The following is a 16193-nucleotide window of genomic DNA, read 5'->3' as shown; positions in this document are numbered from 1 at the left end:
TATCCATCAAGCGCCAACAGCTATCAAATCAGTAGCTTTTATTCTTTCTTGCGGCATTGCACGTGCGCCACCCAGGCGCTCAACCCGTCACCGCCAGCCCCGCAGCCACCCCGCCAAACAAGTCGCCCTCGCGCTGCGGCGTATGGGGAAACGCCGCCTGCAGCGCCTGCCGCAGCGGCCGCAGCGCCGAGGAGCCCCCGGTCAGATAGATCGCCTCCAGCCCCTGGCCCTGCAGGCCGGCCTGCTGCACACACTCCTGCGCACACGCCACCACCTGCTGCAGCGGCTGCTCCAGCGACCGCGCCAATCCTTCTGGCGTGACCGCCGCATGCAAGCCGTGCTCGATCCAGTCGAGCAACATGGGCGCATCGGCGTCCGACACCGATGCTGCGATCTTGGCCTGCTCCGCCGTATCGGCCAGGCGGTGGCCCAGACGCTCGTTCAACACCCGCATCAGCCGAGCATGCAGCCGGGGGTCGGCGTAGTCGGTGCGCAGGTTGTGTGCGTCGCGCAGCGCACGGGGTGAATACAGCCACTGGATCAGGTGCCAGGTGGACAGGTCAAAAAACACGCGGCTGGGCACCTCGCGCCCCGTGGGCCCCGTATGCCGAAAGCCCAGCAGCGGCATCAGCAGGTCCAGGCTGAGCCGCCGGTCAAAGTCCGTGCCGCCGACGTGCACGCCGGTGGTGGCCAGCACGTCGCTGCTGCGGTCCGCCCGGCTGCGCCGCCCGGGACCCAGGCGCACCACGGTGAAGTCCGAGGTGCCCCCGCCAATGTCCACCACCAGCACCAAAGCCTCTTGCGTGATGCGCTGCTCGTAGTCCAGCGCGGCGGCAATGGGCTCCAGCTGGAAGCTGATGTTCTGGAACCCCGCGTCCAGCGCCGCCTGGCGCAGCGCTGCCTCGGCCTGCTGGTCGCGGGCGGGGTCGTCGTCCACAAAATGCACCGGGCGCCCCAGCACCACACGCTGCGGCAGCCCGCCCAGCGTGTCCTCAGCCTTGCGCGCGAGCATGCGCAGGAACAGGCTGATGATGTCCTGGTAGCTCACCAGCTTGTCGTGCACGGCAGTCTGGTCCTGCAGCAGCGCGCTGCCCAGCAGGCTCTTGAGCGACCGCATCAGCCGCCCCTCGGTGCCCGCCAGGTAGTGCGCCACGGCGTCGCGCCCGAAGTGGGTGCGGTGGTCCTCGGTGTTGAAGAACAGCGCCGTGGGCAGCGCGTGCGCCTCGCCCTCCAGCGCCACCATGCGCGCAGGCCCTGCGCCCTGCCGCACCGCCATGGCGGAATTGGAGGTGCCGAAGTCGATGCCGAGGGTGGTGTCCTGCAGAAGGGGCATGGGGAACGTGGGGAGAAACAACAAGGAAGGCAATGCGCGGTACGGGCGGCAACCAGCACCAAGGCAACGCAGGATTTCGGCATGCGCACCTGCCAAGCTGGCCGTGGCCCTGCTTCGGCGGTACGAAATTGAAAAAGCCCTTGATTCTTGCAAATCAAGGGCTTTTATTTGGTGGCCTGGGGCGGAATCGAACCACCGACACAAGGATTTTCAATCCTCTGCTCTACCGACTGAGCTACCGGGCCTGAGCCTCAAATTATAACCAGAAAAACAGGTCGTTCCTGGCAACCTCGAGATTTTATTGCCCACCCTGCAGGTCAGCTGCGTTTGCCCCGGCCCAGGTCCACGCCCAGTTGGCGCAGCTTACGGTACAGGTGGGTGCGTTCCAGTCCGGTTTTCTCGGCCACGCGGGTCATGGAGCCACCCTCGCGGGCCAGGTGGAATTCGAAGTAGGCCTTCTCAAAACCGTCGCGCGCCTCGCGCAGCGGGCGGTCCAGGTCGAAGCCTTGGTGGGCGTGGGGGCCTGAGGCGTCGGTGTGGGGCTGGGCTGCCGAGACGGGCGCTACCTGCGCAAAGGTGGCATCGGCAGAAGGTGCGGACGGCGCTGCGGCCACGGCGGCCGGCACGGCTGCGGGGTGGGAAGAAGCGTTGCGCGCGAGGCCCTGCTCCACGGCCTTCAGCAGCTTCTGCATGGTGATGGGCTTCTCCAGGAAGGAGAAAGCGCCGATGCGGGTGGCTTCAACCGCGGTGTCGATGGTGGCGTGGCCGCTCATCATGATCACTGGCATGGTCAGGGTGCCTGCGGTGGCCCATTCCTTGAGCAGCGAGACACCATCGGTGTCCGGCATCCAGATGTCCAGCAGAACCAGGTCATAGCTGTTGCCGGTGCGGGCGGCGCGCGCCTGGGTCGCGTTTTCTGCCAGGTCCACGCTGTGACCTTCGTCGTTCAGGATTTCCGACAGCAGATCGCGAATGCCGAGCTCATCGTCGACCACCAGAATGTTTGCCATGTGTGTTGAAACGCCTAAGGAGACCTGAAGGGTTGCGCAGGGGTGTTGTTATGACGCCACCGCGGGTTCAGGGGCGAATGATAACGACACTTGGGCTCCACGCACCACGCCGTCTTCTGTGCGATTGGACAGATCAATGCGGGCACCGTGTTCGTCGGCAATCTTCTTGACCACCGCCAGCCCCAGGCCCGTACCCCGGGGTTTGGTGGTGACATACGGCTCGAAAGCCCGCTGCAGGATATGCGCGGGAAAGCCTCCGCCGCAGTCCGACACGGTGAGGCGCACACGACGGGAGGACTCGCTCCAACGGGTGCTGATACGCACAGGAGGAAGGGGTTCGGCCTGGCCTGCGCGCGCCTGCTCGGTCGCGTCCTGCGCGTTTTGCAGCAGGTTGTGCACCACCTGGCGGAGCTGCTGGGCGTCGCCCGAAATGGGGGGACAGCGGGGGTCCAGATCGGCCTCCACAGCCACGGCAGCGTTCTCGGCGCCATACAGGTGGAGCACGTCGGCGACCAGTCCGTTGAGGTCCAGCGCGTGCAGCTCGGCTGCGGGAAGGCGGGCGTAGTCGCGAAACTCGTTGACGAGCCGCTTCATCGCGTCGACCTGCTCGACGATGGTTTTGACAGACTTGGCAAGGATGGCCTGTTCGGGACCAGGCAACTTGCCCGCCAACTTCATCTCCAGCCGCTCGGCAGACAGCTGGATGGGCGTGAGCGGGTTCTTGATTTCGTGCGCGAGGCGACGCGCCACCTCGCCCCAGGCCTGTGCGCGCTGAGCAGAAACAATCTCCGAAATGTCGTCAAAAACCAACAATCGGGACGCATCCGGCAGCTCTGCGCCCCGCGCCACCAGGCTGGTGGCGTGCTGCCCTACCCCACCGGCAGAAGCATGCAGCTCAAAAGGCTGCTGCCAGTGGTCTAAACCGTGACGCTCATGATCGCCCAGAAAGGTGTCGAAATGCTTTTGGACAGCCGCCGCAAAGTCCGCCAGCCCAGGCGCTTCCGACAAATGCCTGCCTTCATACGCGGCCATGGGGGCTCGGAGGATGCGGGTGGCGCCGGGGTTGGATGAGCGGATGATGCCCTGCGCGTCCAGCACGATGACGCCTGCAGTGAGGTTGTCCAAAATGGTCTGCAGGTTGGCACGGGCGGCATCGACCTCGCCCATGCTTTGCTCCACGGCCTGGCGGGCGTCGGCAAGCTGCTGGGTCATCAGGGCGAAGGAGCGCGTGAGCCCGCCCATTTCGTCCTTGCCCTGCAAGGCGGCCTTGGGGCTGAGGTTGCCTGCCGCCACCTCGCGCACGCCCTCGGCCAGCACCAGCAGCGGGCGCGCCAGTTGGTTGCCCAAAAGCACCGCCAGCAGCACCGCGCCAAACACCGACAGAAACAGGCTGAGCGTGAGCGTGCCCACGTACATGCGGCGCAAACCGCCGCGCGCCAAAGCGCGCTCCTGGTATTCGCGGTTGGCCTCTTGTACGGCAATCGCGTTGGCCACCAGGGCGGGCGGCAGAGGTAACGTCGCCTGCAGATAGCGGGGCTCCACCAGCAGGCCAACGGCCGGGCTGCTGACCAGCGCAAGCACCTTGACGCGCGCGTTCTGTGCGGCAGCCGGGTCCGACACATCGTCCAGCCCTTCGATTTGCGCCGTGGCGCGCTGCTGGCGCACGGTGCGCAGCAGGGGCACGCCGGGCCTTTCGGGGTTCAGGCTGAAGCGCGACTGGCCCGCACTGGCCACGGCCTGCCCGCCGGCATTCCACAGCACCACATCGGTGGCGCCCAGCTGTTCGCGGATGCGCTCCAGCACCAGGCCTGCGGCGGCGTCAGGCACCTGGGCCACCTGGGCACTGGCATTGCGGGTCTTGGCCGCCATGTCAGCCGCCAGCGCGTCCAGCGATACGCGGGCGAGGTTCACCCCGGCCGACAGCGCGCCCTCCACCTTCACGTCAAACCAGCTCTCGATGGAGCGGGTGACAAACTGGTAGGACACAAAGTAGATGAGCAGCCCCGGCACCAGCCCCACCAGCCCGAAGATGGCCGCCAGCTTGACCAGCAGCCGACTGCCAAACCGGCCTTTGCGCAGCCGCACGGCCAAGCGCACAGCAATCCACACCAGCACGGCCAACAGCAACACGGCCACCAGCACATTCACGCCAAACAGCCAGGCGTAGTTGCGCTCGTAAAGCGCACGGTTGTTGGTGGCGAGGGTCAACAAAAACAGCAGCACCAGGCCAATGGCTGACATGATGGCCGCCCCCACCCCGACGGCCCAGCGCACGGCCCGCGACTGGCGGGCCGCTGCATGCGCGGTGGCGGAGGCCGGCGAGGAGCCCCCGGAGGACTGCGGCTCGCTCATTTGGTGTGTTCTCCGCCCAAGCGCTGGCTGCGCGATACAAGCAGATTCCAGCCGGACCGCCCCACAGCGCCGATCTGGAAAGGCCGGGGCAGCTGGGACATGTCCAGCCGAAAGCGGAAATTGACCGTGTGCATGGCGTCGGCCTCTACCGCGTCGCCTTCAGCTATCTTCCAGCGGGAAATGCGCTGAATGGCCGCCAATGCGTCATCAAAATCGTCGAAATTCTGCCCCAGCGACACACCCAGACCGGCGTTGGTGATGGGCGTAGTAGAGATGATGAGCCGCCAGCGGCGGGTGAGAGGCTGGTAGCTGAGCCGCAGGTAGCGGCTTGTGGCCGCCACTTGGCGGTCTGACCAGTACCAGCGGTCACGCAGGACCTGGGCTTCTGCCACGAAGTACATGGGGATGCCTTTGTAGAGCGCATCTTCTGCCAACGCCGGCAGACTGAACTGCATGGTGGTGCTGAGGTACAGCCCATCGTCCGCAAGGTTGAGCCGCAGTTCGTCCACTTCGGGCGGAGCTGCCTCGGCGCCGCGGGCGGGAGCGGCCCATACCGCGAGCACGGCACTGATCCATAGCATCACAAGCCACCAAAGCGGGGCCCAACGGGCCCGCGCTGGCTCATTGAGGCGATTTTTGCAACAGTGCGTAAAAGAACCCGTCGTGCTCACCCGACAGATTGTCCGGGACAGCCTCAGCCTTGTCCGCTTTGCCGGGAATTAAATGGCCGGGTGACGGCAGCAATTGCGCATCACTGTTGCGCACAAGAAACGATTGCACCTGCTCGTCACCCTCGGCGCGGAAGACCGAGCAAGTGCAGTAGAGCATGCGCCCGCCAGGTCGCAGCAGCGGCCACAGCGCGGCCAGCAGGCGCGCCTGCAGGACCGCCAGTTGTGCAATGTCCGATTCACGCCGCAGCCAGCGCACATCGGGGTGGCGCCGCACGATGCCAGACGCGGTGCATGGTGCGTCGAGCAGGATCGCGTCGAACGGCACGCCACCGCAGTGCGCCGCCCACCAGTCCTGCGGGCGGGCCGCGTCGGCCACCAGCACCTGGGCGCTCAGGCCGAGGCGCTGCAATGTGTCGCCAATGCGGGCCGCGCGTGTGGCATCGATTTCCAGCGCCGTCACGGCCAGCGGGGCCCCCGCACCTGCGTATTCCAGCAGGTGGGCGGTCTTGCCGCCCGGGGCGGCACAGGCATCCAGCACACGCAGGGGGCGGGCCAGGTCCAGTCCGTGCAACAACAGCGGGGCCGCCTTCTGCGCAGCGGCGTCTTGCACGGACACCCACCCTTCTGCAAAGCCCGGCAGGCTGGTTACGGGCACGGCCTGCCGCAGCACCAGGCCCGAGTCTTCGACAGCAGTCGCTTCCAAATTGATAGCTTTCAGCGCTTGCTGGTATTGCGCCAGAGCCACTTTTTGCTTGTTAACCCGCAGAGTCATCGGCGCCTGGGTGTTGTTGGCTTGCAGGATGTGCTCCCAGTGCTCTGGATGGTCCTTGCGCAGGCGGGCGATCCACCACGCCGGGTGGTTCCAGCGTGCAGCGGGATCTGCATCGGTGCGGGCGACCAGCGCGTCGCGCTCCCGCAGAAAGCGGCGCAGGCAGGCGTTGATGAAGGACGACTGCTGGCGCGTAGGGGGATGGTGCTTGGCCGCCTCCACCGCTTGGTTTACCAGGGTGAAAGGCTCGTAAGGCGCCTCGTCCGGATGCCAACTCAAGGCCAGGGCGCTGCAGAGCAATGCGTCCGCCGCCGGTGGCGGGGGGCGTTGTACCAGGCAGCGGGCCAGGGCCTGCGCGCGGCCCGCGTGGCGCAGCACATGGAACAGCAGGGCCTGCACCCCAGGGCGCAGCGGCTCCGGCACTGCCGCCACCGCCGCCGTGCCCGACTGGCCTGCACGGATGGCCTGCAGCGCGCCCGCCACCCCGATGAGTTGCTGCCACAGGGCGGGAGCCGGCGCATGTGGCTGCCCGGCGCGCCCGGCAGAGCCGTCGCCTGGCATTGACGCGGTTGGCCTCGCTGCAGCCGCGGGCCGGGCGCTCGCCGCCGGCTGGGGCGCGGGGCCACGCCGAGGGGCGCCGCCGTGAGAGGATCGGTTCATCGCAGGCTCCTCGTGGTCATTGCAAAGCCTCCAGCGCGCGGGCCGGCTTGAAGCCAAACACACGCGCCAGCACGCTGGCAGGAAACTGCGCGATGGCTTCGTTGTACTGGCCCACGGCATCGTTGAACACGCGGGCGGCCTGTTCGTTTTGCTGCACGTGCTCGTCCCACCGCAAGTGCCACACATTGGAGGCGGCCGGGGCCTCGTCGCCCGGTGCAGCATCGGTGCCGCGAGTGGCAACCTGCCAGGTGTCGCGCAGCACGACGCGCGCAGCCGTGAGGGCCGCCACCCCGTCCACGGACAGGGGGCGCGCGCGCACCACGGCCAGGCAGGCGCTGAGTTGGGTGGTGGCGCCTTGTAGCGCGGCCAGGTCCTGGTCGACGCCGTCCACCAGCAGGGCGCGCTGCACGGTATGGGCGGCATTGAATTCGCCCAGCAGCGCCACCATGCGCACCATGTGGGCGTCAAAGCTGCCGAAGGCCTGCGCCACGGCCGAGCGCAGGCGCATAAGCCGGTTGTAGGCGCCAAGGGCCCAGAACAGCACGATGGCGAATGCCATCCAGAAAAGGGGCGATGACCACATGACATGCTGCCGGGGCGCCTGCTGCGCCCCGGCCCGAAAAGTTGCTGGAAAACCGGCGGAACGCGTGTCCGTTCCATAAAAAAGGCGCCCCCGCCTGTCAAGGGACAGGGCGGGGGCGCCTTGCTGAGCGAGCACTACAGCCCGGGGGCGCGTCAGTCGGCGGCAGAGCCTGCGGCGTCGGAGCCAGCGGCGACGTCCGCTGTCTCAGCCTGCGCATTCATCTCAGCGGCTTCGGCTTCGGCGATGGCACGGCGCTCGGCGTCGTCCATGGCATCTTTGGCCTTGCGTGCCTGGTGGTAGGCCAGGCCCGTACCGGCAGGAATCAGGCGACCCACGATGACGTTTTCCTTCAGGCCACGCAACTCGTCGCGCTTGCCCATGATGGCAGCTTCGGTGAGCACGCGGGTCGTTTCCTGGAAGGAAGCGGCCGAGATGAACGAGTCGGTGGACAGCGATGCCTTCGTGATACCCAGCAGCAGGTTGCTGTAGGTCGCGGGGATCTTGCCCTCGGCCTGCAGTGCCTCGTTGGTGTTGAGGATTTCGGAGCGCTCGACCTGTTCGCCGGCAATGTAGTTCGACTCGCCGACGTTCTCGACCACGACACGGCGCAGCATCTGGCGAACGATCACCTCGATGTGCTTGTCGTTGATCTTCACGCCCTGCAAGCGGTACACGTCCTGCACTTCATCGACGATGTAGCGCGAGAGTTCTTCGATACCCAACAGGCGCAGGATGTCTTGCGGGTCGGCCGGGCCGTCCACAATCGATTCGCCCTTGTTCACCACCTGGCCTTCGTGCACCAGGATGTTCTTTTCCTTGGGCACGAGTTCTTCGAACACATGGCCTTCGGGGTCGGTGATCTGCAGGCGGACCTTGCCCTTGGTTTCCTTGCCGAACGACACGGTACCGGTCATCTCGGCCAGCGTGCCCTTGTCCTTGGGCGTGCGGGCTTCGAACAGCTCGGCCACGCGGGGCAGACCGCCGGTAATGTCGCGGGTCTTCTGGCCTTCGACCGGAATACGCGCCAGCACTTCGCCGGGGCCCACGTCCTGGCCGTCGCGCACCTGGATCAGCGCGCCGACCTGGAAGCCGATGGTCACCGAGTGGTCGGTGCCAGGGATCTTCACTTCGTTGCCTTGCGCGTCAATCAGTTTCACTTGCGGACGAACGACCTTGGCAGCGCCGCGGCGCTTGGGGTCGATCACCACCAGCGTGGACAAGCCGGTCACATCGTCCACCTGCTTGGCGACGGTGAGGCCCTCTTCGACATTCTCGAACTTGATCTGACCGGCAAACTCGGTGATGATGGGGCGCGTCAGCGGATCCCAGTTGGCCAGGATGGTACCGGCCTTGATCTGCTGGTCGGCCTTGACCGTCAGCGTGGCGCCGTAAGGCACCTTGTGGCGCTCGCGCTCGCGGCCATGCTCGTCGTGAATGATGATTTCACCCGAACGTGCAATCACCACCAGCTCGCCCTTGGTGTTGCTCACATAGCGCATCGTGGCGTTGAAGCCGATCACGCCGTTGGACTTGGCTTCCACGCTGGAGGCAATGGCAGCACGCGAAGCGGCACCACCGATGTGGAACGTACGCATGGTCAGCTGCGTGCCCGGTTCGCCGATGGACTGGGCAGCGATCACACCCACGGCTTCGCCGAGGTTGATCAGGCCGCCACGGCCCAAGTCGCGGCCATAGCACTTGGCGCACAGGCCGTAGCGGGTTTCGCAGGTCAGGGCCGTACGCACCTTCACTTCATCCACGCCAGCCGCTTCGAGCTCTTCGATGAGGTCTTCTTCCAGCATCGTGCCGGCCGGCACCAGCACCGCACGCGTTTCAGGGTGCAGCACGTCTTCGGCAGCGGTGCGGCCCAAGATACGCTCGCGCAGCGATTCGATCACCTCACCGCCTTCGACGATGGCGCGCATCAGCGAACCGTTGGCGGTCTCGCAGTCTTCCTCGGTGACCACCAGGTCCTGCGTCACGTCCACCAGACGGCGGGTGAGGTAACCCGAGTTCGCCGTCTTCAGCGCCGTGTCGGCCAGGCCCTTACGGGCACCGTGGGTGGAGATGAAGTACTCCAGCACGTTCAGACCTTCGCGGAAGTTCGCGGTGATAGGCGTTTCGATGATCGAGCCGTCTGGCTTGGCCATCAGACCCCGCATACCGGCCACCTGGCGGATCTGGGCGGCAGAGCCGCGTGCGCCGGAGTCGGCCATCATGTAGATGGAGTTGAAGGACTCCTGGTCCACTTCCTTGCCGTGGCGGTCCACCACTTTCTGCTTGGACAGCTGGGCCATCATCACCTTGGACACTTCGTCACCGGCCTTGCCCCAGATGTCCACCACCTTGTTGTAGCGCTCGCCAGAGGTGACCAGACCGGACACGTACTGCTGTTCGATCTCTTTGACCTCCTTCTCCGAGCGCTCGATGATGCCGGCCTTCTGGGGCGGCACCAGCATGTCGTCGATGGCGATGGAGATACCGGCACGCGTAGCCAGGCGGAAGCCGTTTTGCAGCAGCTTGTCGGCGAACACCACGGTTTCCTTCAGGCCGCACTTGCGGAAGGACACGTTGATCAGGCGCGAGATTTCCTTCTTCTTGAGCGCCTTGTTCATGTTGCTGAACGGCAGTCCCTTGGGCAGGATCTCGGACAGCAGCGCGCGGCCCACGGTGGTTTCCACCAGCGAGGTCGATGGCACGAATTCGCCCGTGGCCTTGTCCTTGGTCCACTCGGTCATGCGCACGGTGATCTTGGCGGCCAGTTCGACTTCACCCGCATCCAGTGCGCGCTGTACTTCGCCTGTGTCGGCGAACACCAGGCCTTCACCCTTGCCGTTGATACGGTCACGGGTGGCGTAGTACAGGCCCAGCACCACGTCCTGCGAAGGCACGATGGAGGGTTCGCCCGAGGCCGGGAACAGCACGTTGTTGGAGGCCAGCATCAGCGTGCGGGCTTCCATCTGCGCCTCCACCGACAGCGGCACGTGAACAGCCATCTGGTCACCGTCGAAGTCGGCGTTGAAGGCCGCGCAAACGAGGGGGTGCAGCTGGATGGCCTTGCCTTCGATCAGGATGGGCTCAAAGGCCTGGATGCCCAAACGGTGCAGCGTAGGCGCACGGTTCAGCATCACAGGGTGTTCCTTGATGACCTCTTCCAGGATGTCCCACACCACGGGGGTGCCGGATTCGACTTCCTTCTTGGCAGCCTTGATCGTCGTCGCGATACCCATGGCTTCGAGGCGCGAGAAGATGAAAGGCTTGAACAGCTCCAGCGCCATCAGCTTGGGCAGACCGCACTGGTGCAGCTTGAGCGTCGGGCCCACGGTAATCACGGAACGACCGGAGTAGTCCACGCGCTTGCCCAGCAAGTTCTGGCGGAAGCGGCCCGACTTACCCTTGATCATGTCGGCCAGGGACTTCAGCGCGCGCTTGTTGGCGCCCGTCATGGCCTTGCCGCGGCGGCCGTTGTCCAGCAGCGAGTCAACAGCCTCTTGCAGCATCCGCTTTTCGTTGCGCGCGATGATTTCAGGGGCCTTCAGCTCCAGCAGGCGGCGCAGACGCGAGTTGCGGTTGATGACGCGGCGGTACAGGTCGTTCAGGTCCGACGTGGCGAAACGGCCGCCGTCCAGCGGCACCAGCGGACGCAGGTCTGGGGGCAGCACGGGCAGCACGTCCAGCACCATCCACTCGGGCTTGATACCGGACTTCTTGAATGCCTCAAGCACCTTCAGGCGCTTGGCGTTCTTCTTGACCTTGACTTCGGAGCCGGTCAGGTCGCCGCGCAACTTCTCGATCGACAGGTCGATGTCGATGGATTCCAGCAGGTCCTTGATGCCTTCAGCGCCCATCTTGGCGATGAACTCGTCGCCGTATTCCTTGCGCTTCGCGTCGTAGTCGTCCTCGGACATGATGCTGAACTTCTTCAGCGGGGTCATGCCCGGGTCGGTCACCACATAGGCTTCGAAGTACAGCACGCGTTCGATGTCGCGCAGCGTCATGTCGAGCACCAGGCCCAGGCGTGAAGGCAGCGACTTCAGGAACCAGATGTGGGCGCAAGGCGCGGCCAGATCGATGTGGCCCATGCGCTCGCGGCGCACTTTGGTTTGCGTGACTTCAACGCCGCACTTCTCGCAGATCACACCGCGGTGCTTGAGGCGCTTGTACTTGCCGCACAGGCATTCGTAGTCCTTGATGGGACCGAAAATCTTGGCGCAGAACAGGCCGTCGCGCTCGGGCTTGAACGTACGGTAGTTGATGGTTTCAGGCTTCTTCACTTCACCGAAAGACCACGAACGGATCTTCTCGGGCGAAGCCATGCCGATGCGGATGGCATCGAAGTGCTCATCCGGCGTGAATTGCTTGAACAGGTCGAGTAGCGATTTCATGTGACTCTTTCCTTTTCGTCAAAAATCATAGCTGGCAGCGCTTGATACATGGGACTTTGCACACCAAAACACATGCAAAGCCTTTAACAACAAGCGCTAGCAGCTCACTTTTTTAATAATCCCGATCCTGTTCAGGAGCGTTCGAGTTCGATGTCCAGGCCCAGGGAACGGATTTCCTTGACCAGCACATTGAACGATTCCGGCATGCCGGCTTCGATGGCGTGTTCGCCCTTGACGATGGACTCGTACACCTTGGTACGGCCCACCACGTCGTCGGACTTCACAGTCAGCATTTCCTGCAGCACGTAGGCGGCGCCGTAAGCTTCCAGCGCCCACACTTCCATTTCCCCGAAACGCTGGCCACCGAACTGGGCCTTGCCGCCCAGAGGTTGCTGGGTAACCAGCGAGTACGGACCCGTCGAGCGGGCGTGCATCTTGTCGTCCACCAGATGGTGCAGCTTGAGGTAGTGCATGTAGCCGATGGTCGTGGGACGCTCGAAGCGTTCGCCCGTGCGGCCGTCGTACAGGTAAGCCTGCGTGCGCGACTCGGTCAGGCCCTTGCGGTCCTTGATGTCGTCGGGGTAGGCCAGCTTCAGCATGTCCTTGATTTCTTCTTCCGAAGCACCATCGAACACCGGGGTGGCATAGGGCACACCGTTGGACAGGTTCTGCGCCATGGCCAGCAGGTCGTCATCACTCAGTTGCGACAGGTCCTCGGTGCGGCCACGGGAGTTGTAGACCTCTTCAAGGAACTTGCGCACTTCGGCAGCCTTGGCCTGCTCGCGCAGCATGTCGCCGATGCGCTGACCAATACCCTTGCCAGCCCAGCCCAGGTGGACTTCCAGCACCTGACCGATGTTCATCCGCGAGGGCACGCCCAGCGGGTTCAGAACGATGTCGGCAGGCGTGCCGTCGGCCATGTAAGGCATGTCTTCGACCGGAACGATCTTGGACACCACACCCTTGTTACCGTGGCGGCCGGCCATCTTGTCACCAGGCTGCAGGCGGCGCTTGACGGCCAGGTACACCTTGACCATCTTGAGCACGCCCGCAGGCAGCTCGTCGCCTTGCGTGAGCTTCTTGCGCTTTTCTTCAAAGGCGAGGTCGAAGCTGTGGCGGGTCTGTTCCAGCGCGTTCTTGATGGATTCGAGCTGGGTGGCGACTTCGTCTTCCGCGGGGCGGATGTCGAACCAGTGGAACTTCTCGACGGAGGCCAGGTAGGCCTTGTCGATCTTCGTGCCCTTGGCCAGCTTCTGCGGGCCACCGTTGGCCACGCGGCCTGTCAGCAGCTTTTCGATACGGTCGAACGCGTCGGCCTCGACGATGCGCAGCTGGTCGTTCAGGTCCAGGCGGAAGCGCTTGAGTTCATCGTCGATGATCTGCTGGGCGCGCTTGTCGCGCTGGATGCCTTCGCGGGTGAACACCTGCACGTCGATCACGGTGCCCGACGAGCCTTGGTCCACGCGCAGCGAGGTGTCCTTCACGTCCGAGGCCTTCTCGCCGAAGATGGCGCGCAGCAGCTTCTCTTCAGGCGTGAGCGTGGTTTCACCCTTGGGAGTGACCTTGCCGACCAGCGTATCGCCAGGCTGCACTTCGGCACCCACGTAGATGATGCCGGACTCGTCCAGGCGGTTCAGTTGCTGTTCCGACAGGTTCGGAATGTCGCGCGTGATTTCTTCGGCGCCCAGCTTGGTGTCGCGGGCCATCACCACCAGTTCCTCGATGTGGATCGAGGTGTAGCGGTCTTCGGCCACCACGCGCTCGGAGATCAGGATCGAGTCTTCGAAGTTGTAGCCGTTCCAGGGCATGAAGGCGATCAGCATGTTCTGGCCGATGGCGATTTCGCCGAAGTCCGTCGATGCGCCGTCGGCGATCACGTCACCCTTGACCAGCATGTCGCCCTTTTTGACGATGGGGCGCTGGTGGATGTTGGTGTTCTGGTTGGAACGCTGGTACTTGATGAGGTTGTAGATGTCCACACCCACTTCGCCGGCCACCGCTTCGGCGTCGTTCACGCGCACCACAATGCGGGTCGCGTCGACGTAGTCCACCACACCACCGCGGGTAGCGGTGACCACGGTGCCGGAGTCGACAGCGGCCACGCGCTCAATGCCCGTGCCCACCAGGGGCTTCTCGGGACGCAGCACTGGCACGGCCTGGCGCGACATGTTGGCGCCCATCAGCGCGCGGTTCGCGTCGTCATGCTCCAGGAACGGAACCAGGGAGGCTGCCACGGACACGATCTGCGCGGGCGACACGTCCATGTACTGCACGCGGTCAGCGCCGCACAGAATGGATTCACCCTTTTCGCGGGCCGACACCAGTTCGCCGGTCAGGCGGCCGTCCTTGTCCAGCACCGCATTGGCCTGGGCAATCACGTACTTGCCTTCTTCAATGGCCGACAGGTAGTCGATCTCGTTCGTGACCTTGCCATCCACCACACGACGGTAAGGCGTCTCGATGAAGCCGTACTCGTTCAGGCGGGCGTACAGTGCCAGCGAATTGATCAGACCGATGTTCGGACCTTCAGGCGTTTCGATAGGGCAGACGCGGCCGTAGTGGGTCACGTGCACGTCACGCACTTCGAAGCCGGCACGTTCGCGGGTCAGACCGCCCGGGCCCAGTGCGGACACACGGCGCTTGTGCGTGATTTCGGCCAGGGGGTTGGTCTGGTCCATGAACTGCGACAGCTGCGATGCGCCGAAGAATTCCTTCAGGGCGGCCGAGATCGGCTTGCTGTTGATCAGGTCGTGGGGCATCAGCGGCTCTTGCTCGGCCTGACCCAGACGCTCCTTGACCGCCTTTTCGATACGCGCCAGGCCCGTGCGGTACTGGTTTTCGGCCAGTTCGCCCACGCAACGCACGCGGCGGTTGCCCAGGTGATCGATGTCGTCCACTTCACCGTTGCCGTTGCGCAGGTCCACAAGGATCTTGACCACGGCCAGGATGTCTTCGTTGGACAGGACCATGGGACCGGTAGATTCGTCGCGGCCGATCTTGGCGTTGAACTTCATGCGGCCCACGCGCGACAGGTCGTACGTGTCGGGGTTGTAGAACAGGCGTTGGAACAGCGCCTGCACGGCGTCTTCCGTTGGCGGCTCGCCGGGACGCATCATGCGGTAGATGGCCACGCGGGCAGCGAACTCGTCCACGGTTTCATCGATGCGCAGGGTCTGCGAGATGTAGGCGCCTTGGTCGAGTTCGTTGGTGTAGATGACCTGCAGGTCTTGCACGCCAGCAGAACGCAGCTTCTTGAGCAGCGCTTCGGTCAGCTCTTCGTTGGCCTTGGCAATGATTTCACCGGTGTCCGCGTCCACAATGTTGCGGGCGACCACGCGACCGATCAGGAAGTCTTCGGGCACGCTGATGTGCGTGGTGCCGGACTGCTCCAGCTCGCGCGTGTGGCGGGCCGTGATGCGCTTGTCCTTGGCAACGACGACCTTGCCGCTCTTGTCGGTGATGTCAAAGCGCGCCACTTCGCCCTTCAGGCGGTCGGGCACGAACTCCATCTGCGCGCCGCTGTCCATCAGGCGGAAGTTGTCGTTGACGAAGAAGTTCGCCAGGATGGATTCTGGATTCAGGCCGATGGCTTTGAGAAGGATCGTGACCGGCATCTTGCGGCGACGGTCCACGCGGAAGTACAGGATGTCCTTCGGATCGAATTCGAAGTCCAGCCACGACCCGCGGTAGGGAATGATGCGCGCGGAGAACAGCAACTTGCCCGAGCTGTGGGTCTTGCCCTTGTCGTGCTCGAAGAACACGCCAGGCGAGCGGTGCAGCTGAGACACGATCACGCGCTCGGTGCCGTTGATGATGAAGGAGCCCTTGTCGGTCATCAGGGGCACTTCGCCCATGTAGACCTCTTGCTCCTTCACTTCCTTGACTACCTTGGACTGCGACGTGGAAGACTCGCGGTCGTAGATGATCAGCTGCACCTTGGCGCGCACGGCCGAGGCGAAGGTCAGGCCACGGGTCTGGCACTCGCGCACGTCGAAAGCGGGCTTGGCCAGGTTGTATTCAATGAACTTCATCTCCACAAAACCGTTGTGGGAGACGATGGGGAAAGCAGCGTCGAATGCAGCCTGAAGGCCTTCGATGGTTCTTTTCTGGGGTGCTTTATCTGCCTGCAGGAAAGCGGTGTACGCGTCCTTCTGCATCTGCAGCAGATAAGGGACTTCGAGCACGCTGTCGCGGGTGCCGAAACTTTTGCGGATTCGCTTGCGTTCGGTATAGGAATAGGCCATGAGATCTCCGGGCAAAGACATGAGTCCTGGGTCTTCGACGACTGCCCCACAAGGAGCGTCATCCTTGCGGGCTTGGCGGTTGGCCACTACCAACCATGGCGGACGGTGATGCGTTGCACATCACCCGAACCAAGGCATCTTCTGCTGTCGGGTTTGACAGAAGACACTCGAAAACAGGCGCAGGCA

General features: G+C 64.3%; 8 protein-coding genes and 1 tRNA gene. All 9 read right to left on the bottom strand.

Going from position 1 to position 16193, the window contains the following annotated elements; genetic code table 11:
* Positions 1-79: 79 nt before the first annotated feature.
* Positions 80-1333, bottom strand: coding sequence for an Hsp70 family protein (locus tag ACK4HJ_RS14260; RefSeq protein WP_409832692.1), 1254 nt, complete (start codon positions 1331-1333; stop codon positions 80-82).
* Positions 1334-1502: 169 nt separating this feature from the next.
* Positions 1503-1578, bottom strand: a tRNA-Phe gene (locus ACK4HJ_RS14255).
* Positions 1579-1650: 72 nt separating this feature from the next.
* Positions 1651-2343 (bottom strand): response regulator, encoded by a 693-nt coding sequence (locus ACK4HJ_RS14250; protein WP_409832688.1) that lies wholly within the window; start codon positions 2341-2343, stop codon positions 1651-1653.
* Positions 2344-2391: 48 nt separating this feature from the next.
* Positions 2392-4695 carry an ATP-binding protein gene (locus tag ACK4HJ_RS14245; protein ID WP_409832685.1) on the bottom strand — a complete coding sequence of 768 codons (2304 nt, stop codon included), beginning with the start codon at positions 4693-4695 and terminating at the stop codon, positions 2392-2394.
* On the bottom strand, positions 4692-5276 hold the full coding sequence (locus ACK4HJ_RS14240) for a DUF4390 domain-containing protein (protein WP_409832683.1): 585 nt from the start codon (positions 5274-5276) through the stop codon (positions 4692-4694). The genes ACK4HJ_RS14245 and ACK4HJ_RS14240 overlap by 4 nt, the downstream gene beginning before the upstream one ends.
* A 40-nt stretch (positions 5277-5316) precedes the next feature.
* Positions 5317-6696 carry a 16S rRNA (cytosine(967)-C(5))-methyltransferase RsmB gene (rsmB, locus tag ACK4HJ_RS14235; protein ID WP_409832747.1) on the bottom strand — a complete coding sequence of 460 codons (1380 nt, stop codon included), beginning with the start codon at positions 6694-6696 and terminating at the stop codon, positions 5317-5319.
* Positions 6697-6811: 115 nt separating this feature from the next.
* Positions 6812-7354 (bottom strand): LemA family protein, encoded by a 543-nt coding sequence (locus ACK4HJ_RS14230; RefSeq protein ID WP_409832680.1) that lies wholly within the window; start codon positions 7352-7354, stop codon positions 6812-6814.
* A gap of 176 nt (positions 7355-7530) precedes the next feature.
* Positions 7531-11763: a DNA-directed RNA polymerase subunit beta' gene (rpoC, locus tag ACK4HJ_RS14225; RefSeq protein ID WP_409832677.1), complete on the bottom strand. Its 4233-nt coding sequence runs from the start codon at positions 11761-11763 to the stop codon at positions 7531-7533.
* Between the two features lie 131 nt (positions 11764-11894).
* Positions 11895-16007 (bottom strand): DNA-directed RNA polymerase subunit beta, encoded by a 4113-nt coding sequence (gene rpoB, locus ACK4HJ_RS14220; RefSeq protein ID WP_409832675.1) that lies wholly within the window; start codon positions 16005-16007, stop codon positions 11895-11897.
* Between the last annotated feature and the right edge of the window lie 186 nt (positions 16008-16193).

It is taken from the genome of Acidovorax sp. (assembly GCF_046294525.1).
GTDB lineage: Bacteria > Pseudomonadota > Gammaproteobacteria > Burkholderiales > Burkholderiaceae_C > Acidovorax.
The sequence above is the reverse complement of the archived record's forward strand: the minus strand, read 5'-3'. Positions and strand labels throughout refer to the sequence as shown.

Excerpts from the sequence above, each read along its gene's own strand:
- ACK4HJ_RS14260 (WP_409832692.1), bottom strand. The coding sequence starts at position 1,333 with ATGCCCCTTCTGCAGGACACCACCCTCGGCATCGACTTCGGCACCTCC.
- ACK4HJ_RS14250 (WP_409832688.1), bottom strand. The coding sequence starts at position 2,343 with ATGGCAAACATTCTGGTGGTCGACGATGAGCTCGGCATTCGCGATCTG.
- ACK4HJ_RS14245 (WP_409832685.1), bottom strand. The coding sequence starts at position 4,695 with ATGAGCGAGCCGCAGTCCTCCGGGGGCTCCTCGCCGGCCTCCGCCACC.
- ACK4HJ_RS14240 (WP_409832683.1), bottom strand. The coding sequence starts at position 5,276 with ATGCTATGGATCAGTGCCGTGCTCGCGGTATGGGCCGCTCCCGCCCGC.
- rsmB (WP_409832747.1), bottom strand. The coding sequence starts at position 6,696 with ATGCCAGGCGACGGCTCTGCCGGGCGCGCCGGGCAGCCACATGCGCCG.
- ACK4HJ_RS14230 (WP_409832680.1), bottom strand. The coding sequence starts at position 7,354 with ATGGCATTCGCCATCGTGCTGTTCTGGGCCCTTGGCGCCTACAACCGG.
- rpoC (WP_409832677.1), bottom strand. The coding sequence starts at position 11,763 with ATGAAATCGCTACTCGACCTGTTCAAGCAATTCACGCCGGATGAGCAC.
- rpoB (WP_409832675.1), bottom strand. The coding sequence starts at position 16,007 with ATGGCCTATTCCTATACCGAACGCAAGCGAATCCGCAAAAGTTTCGGC.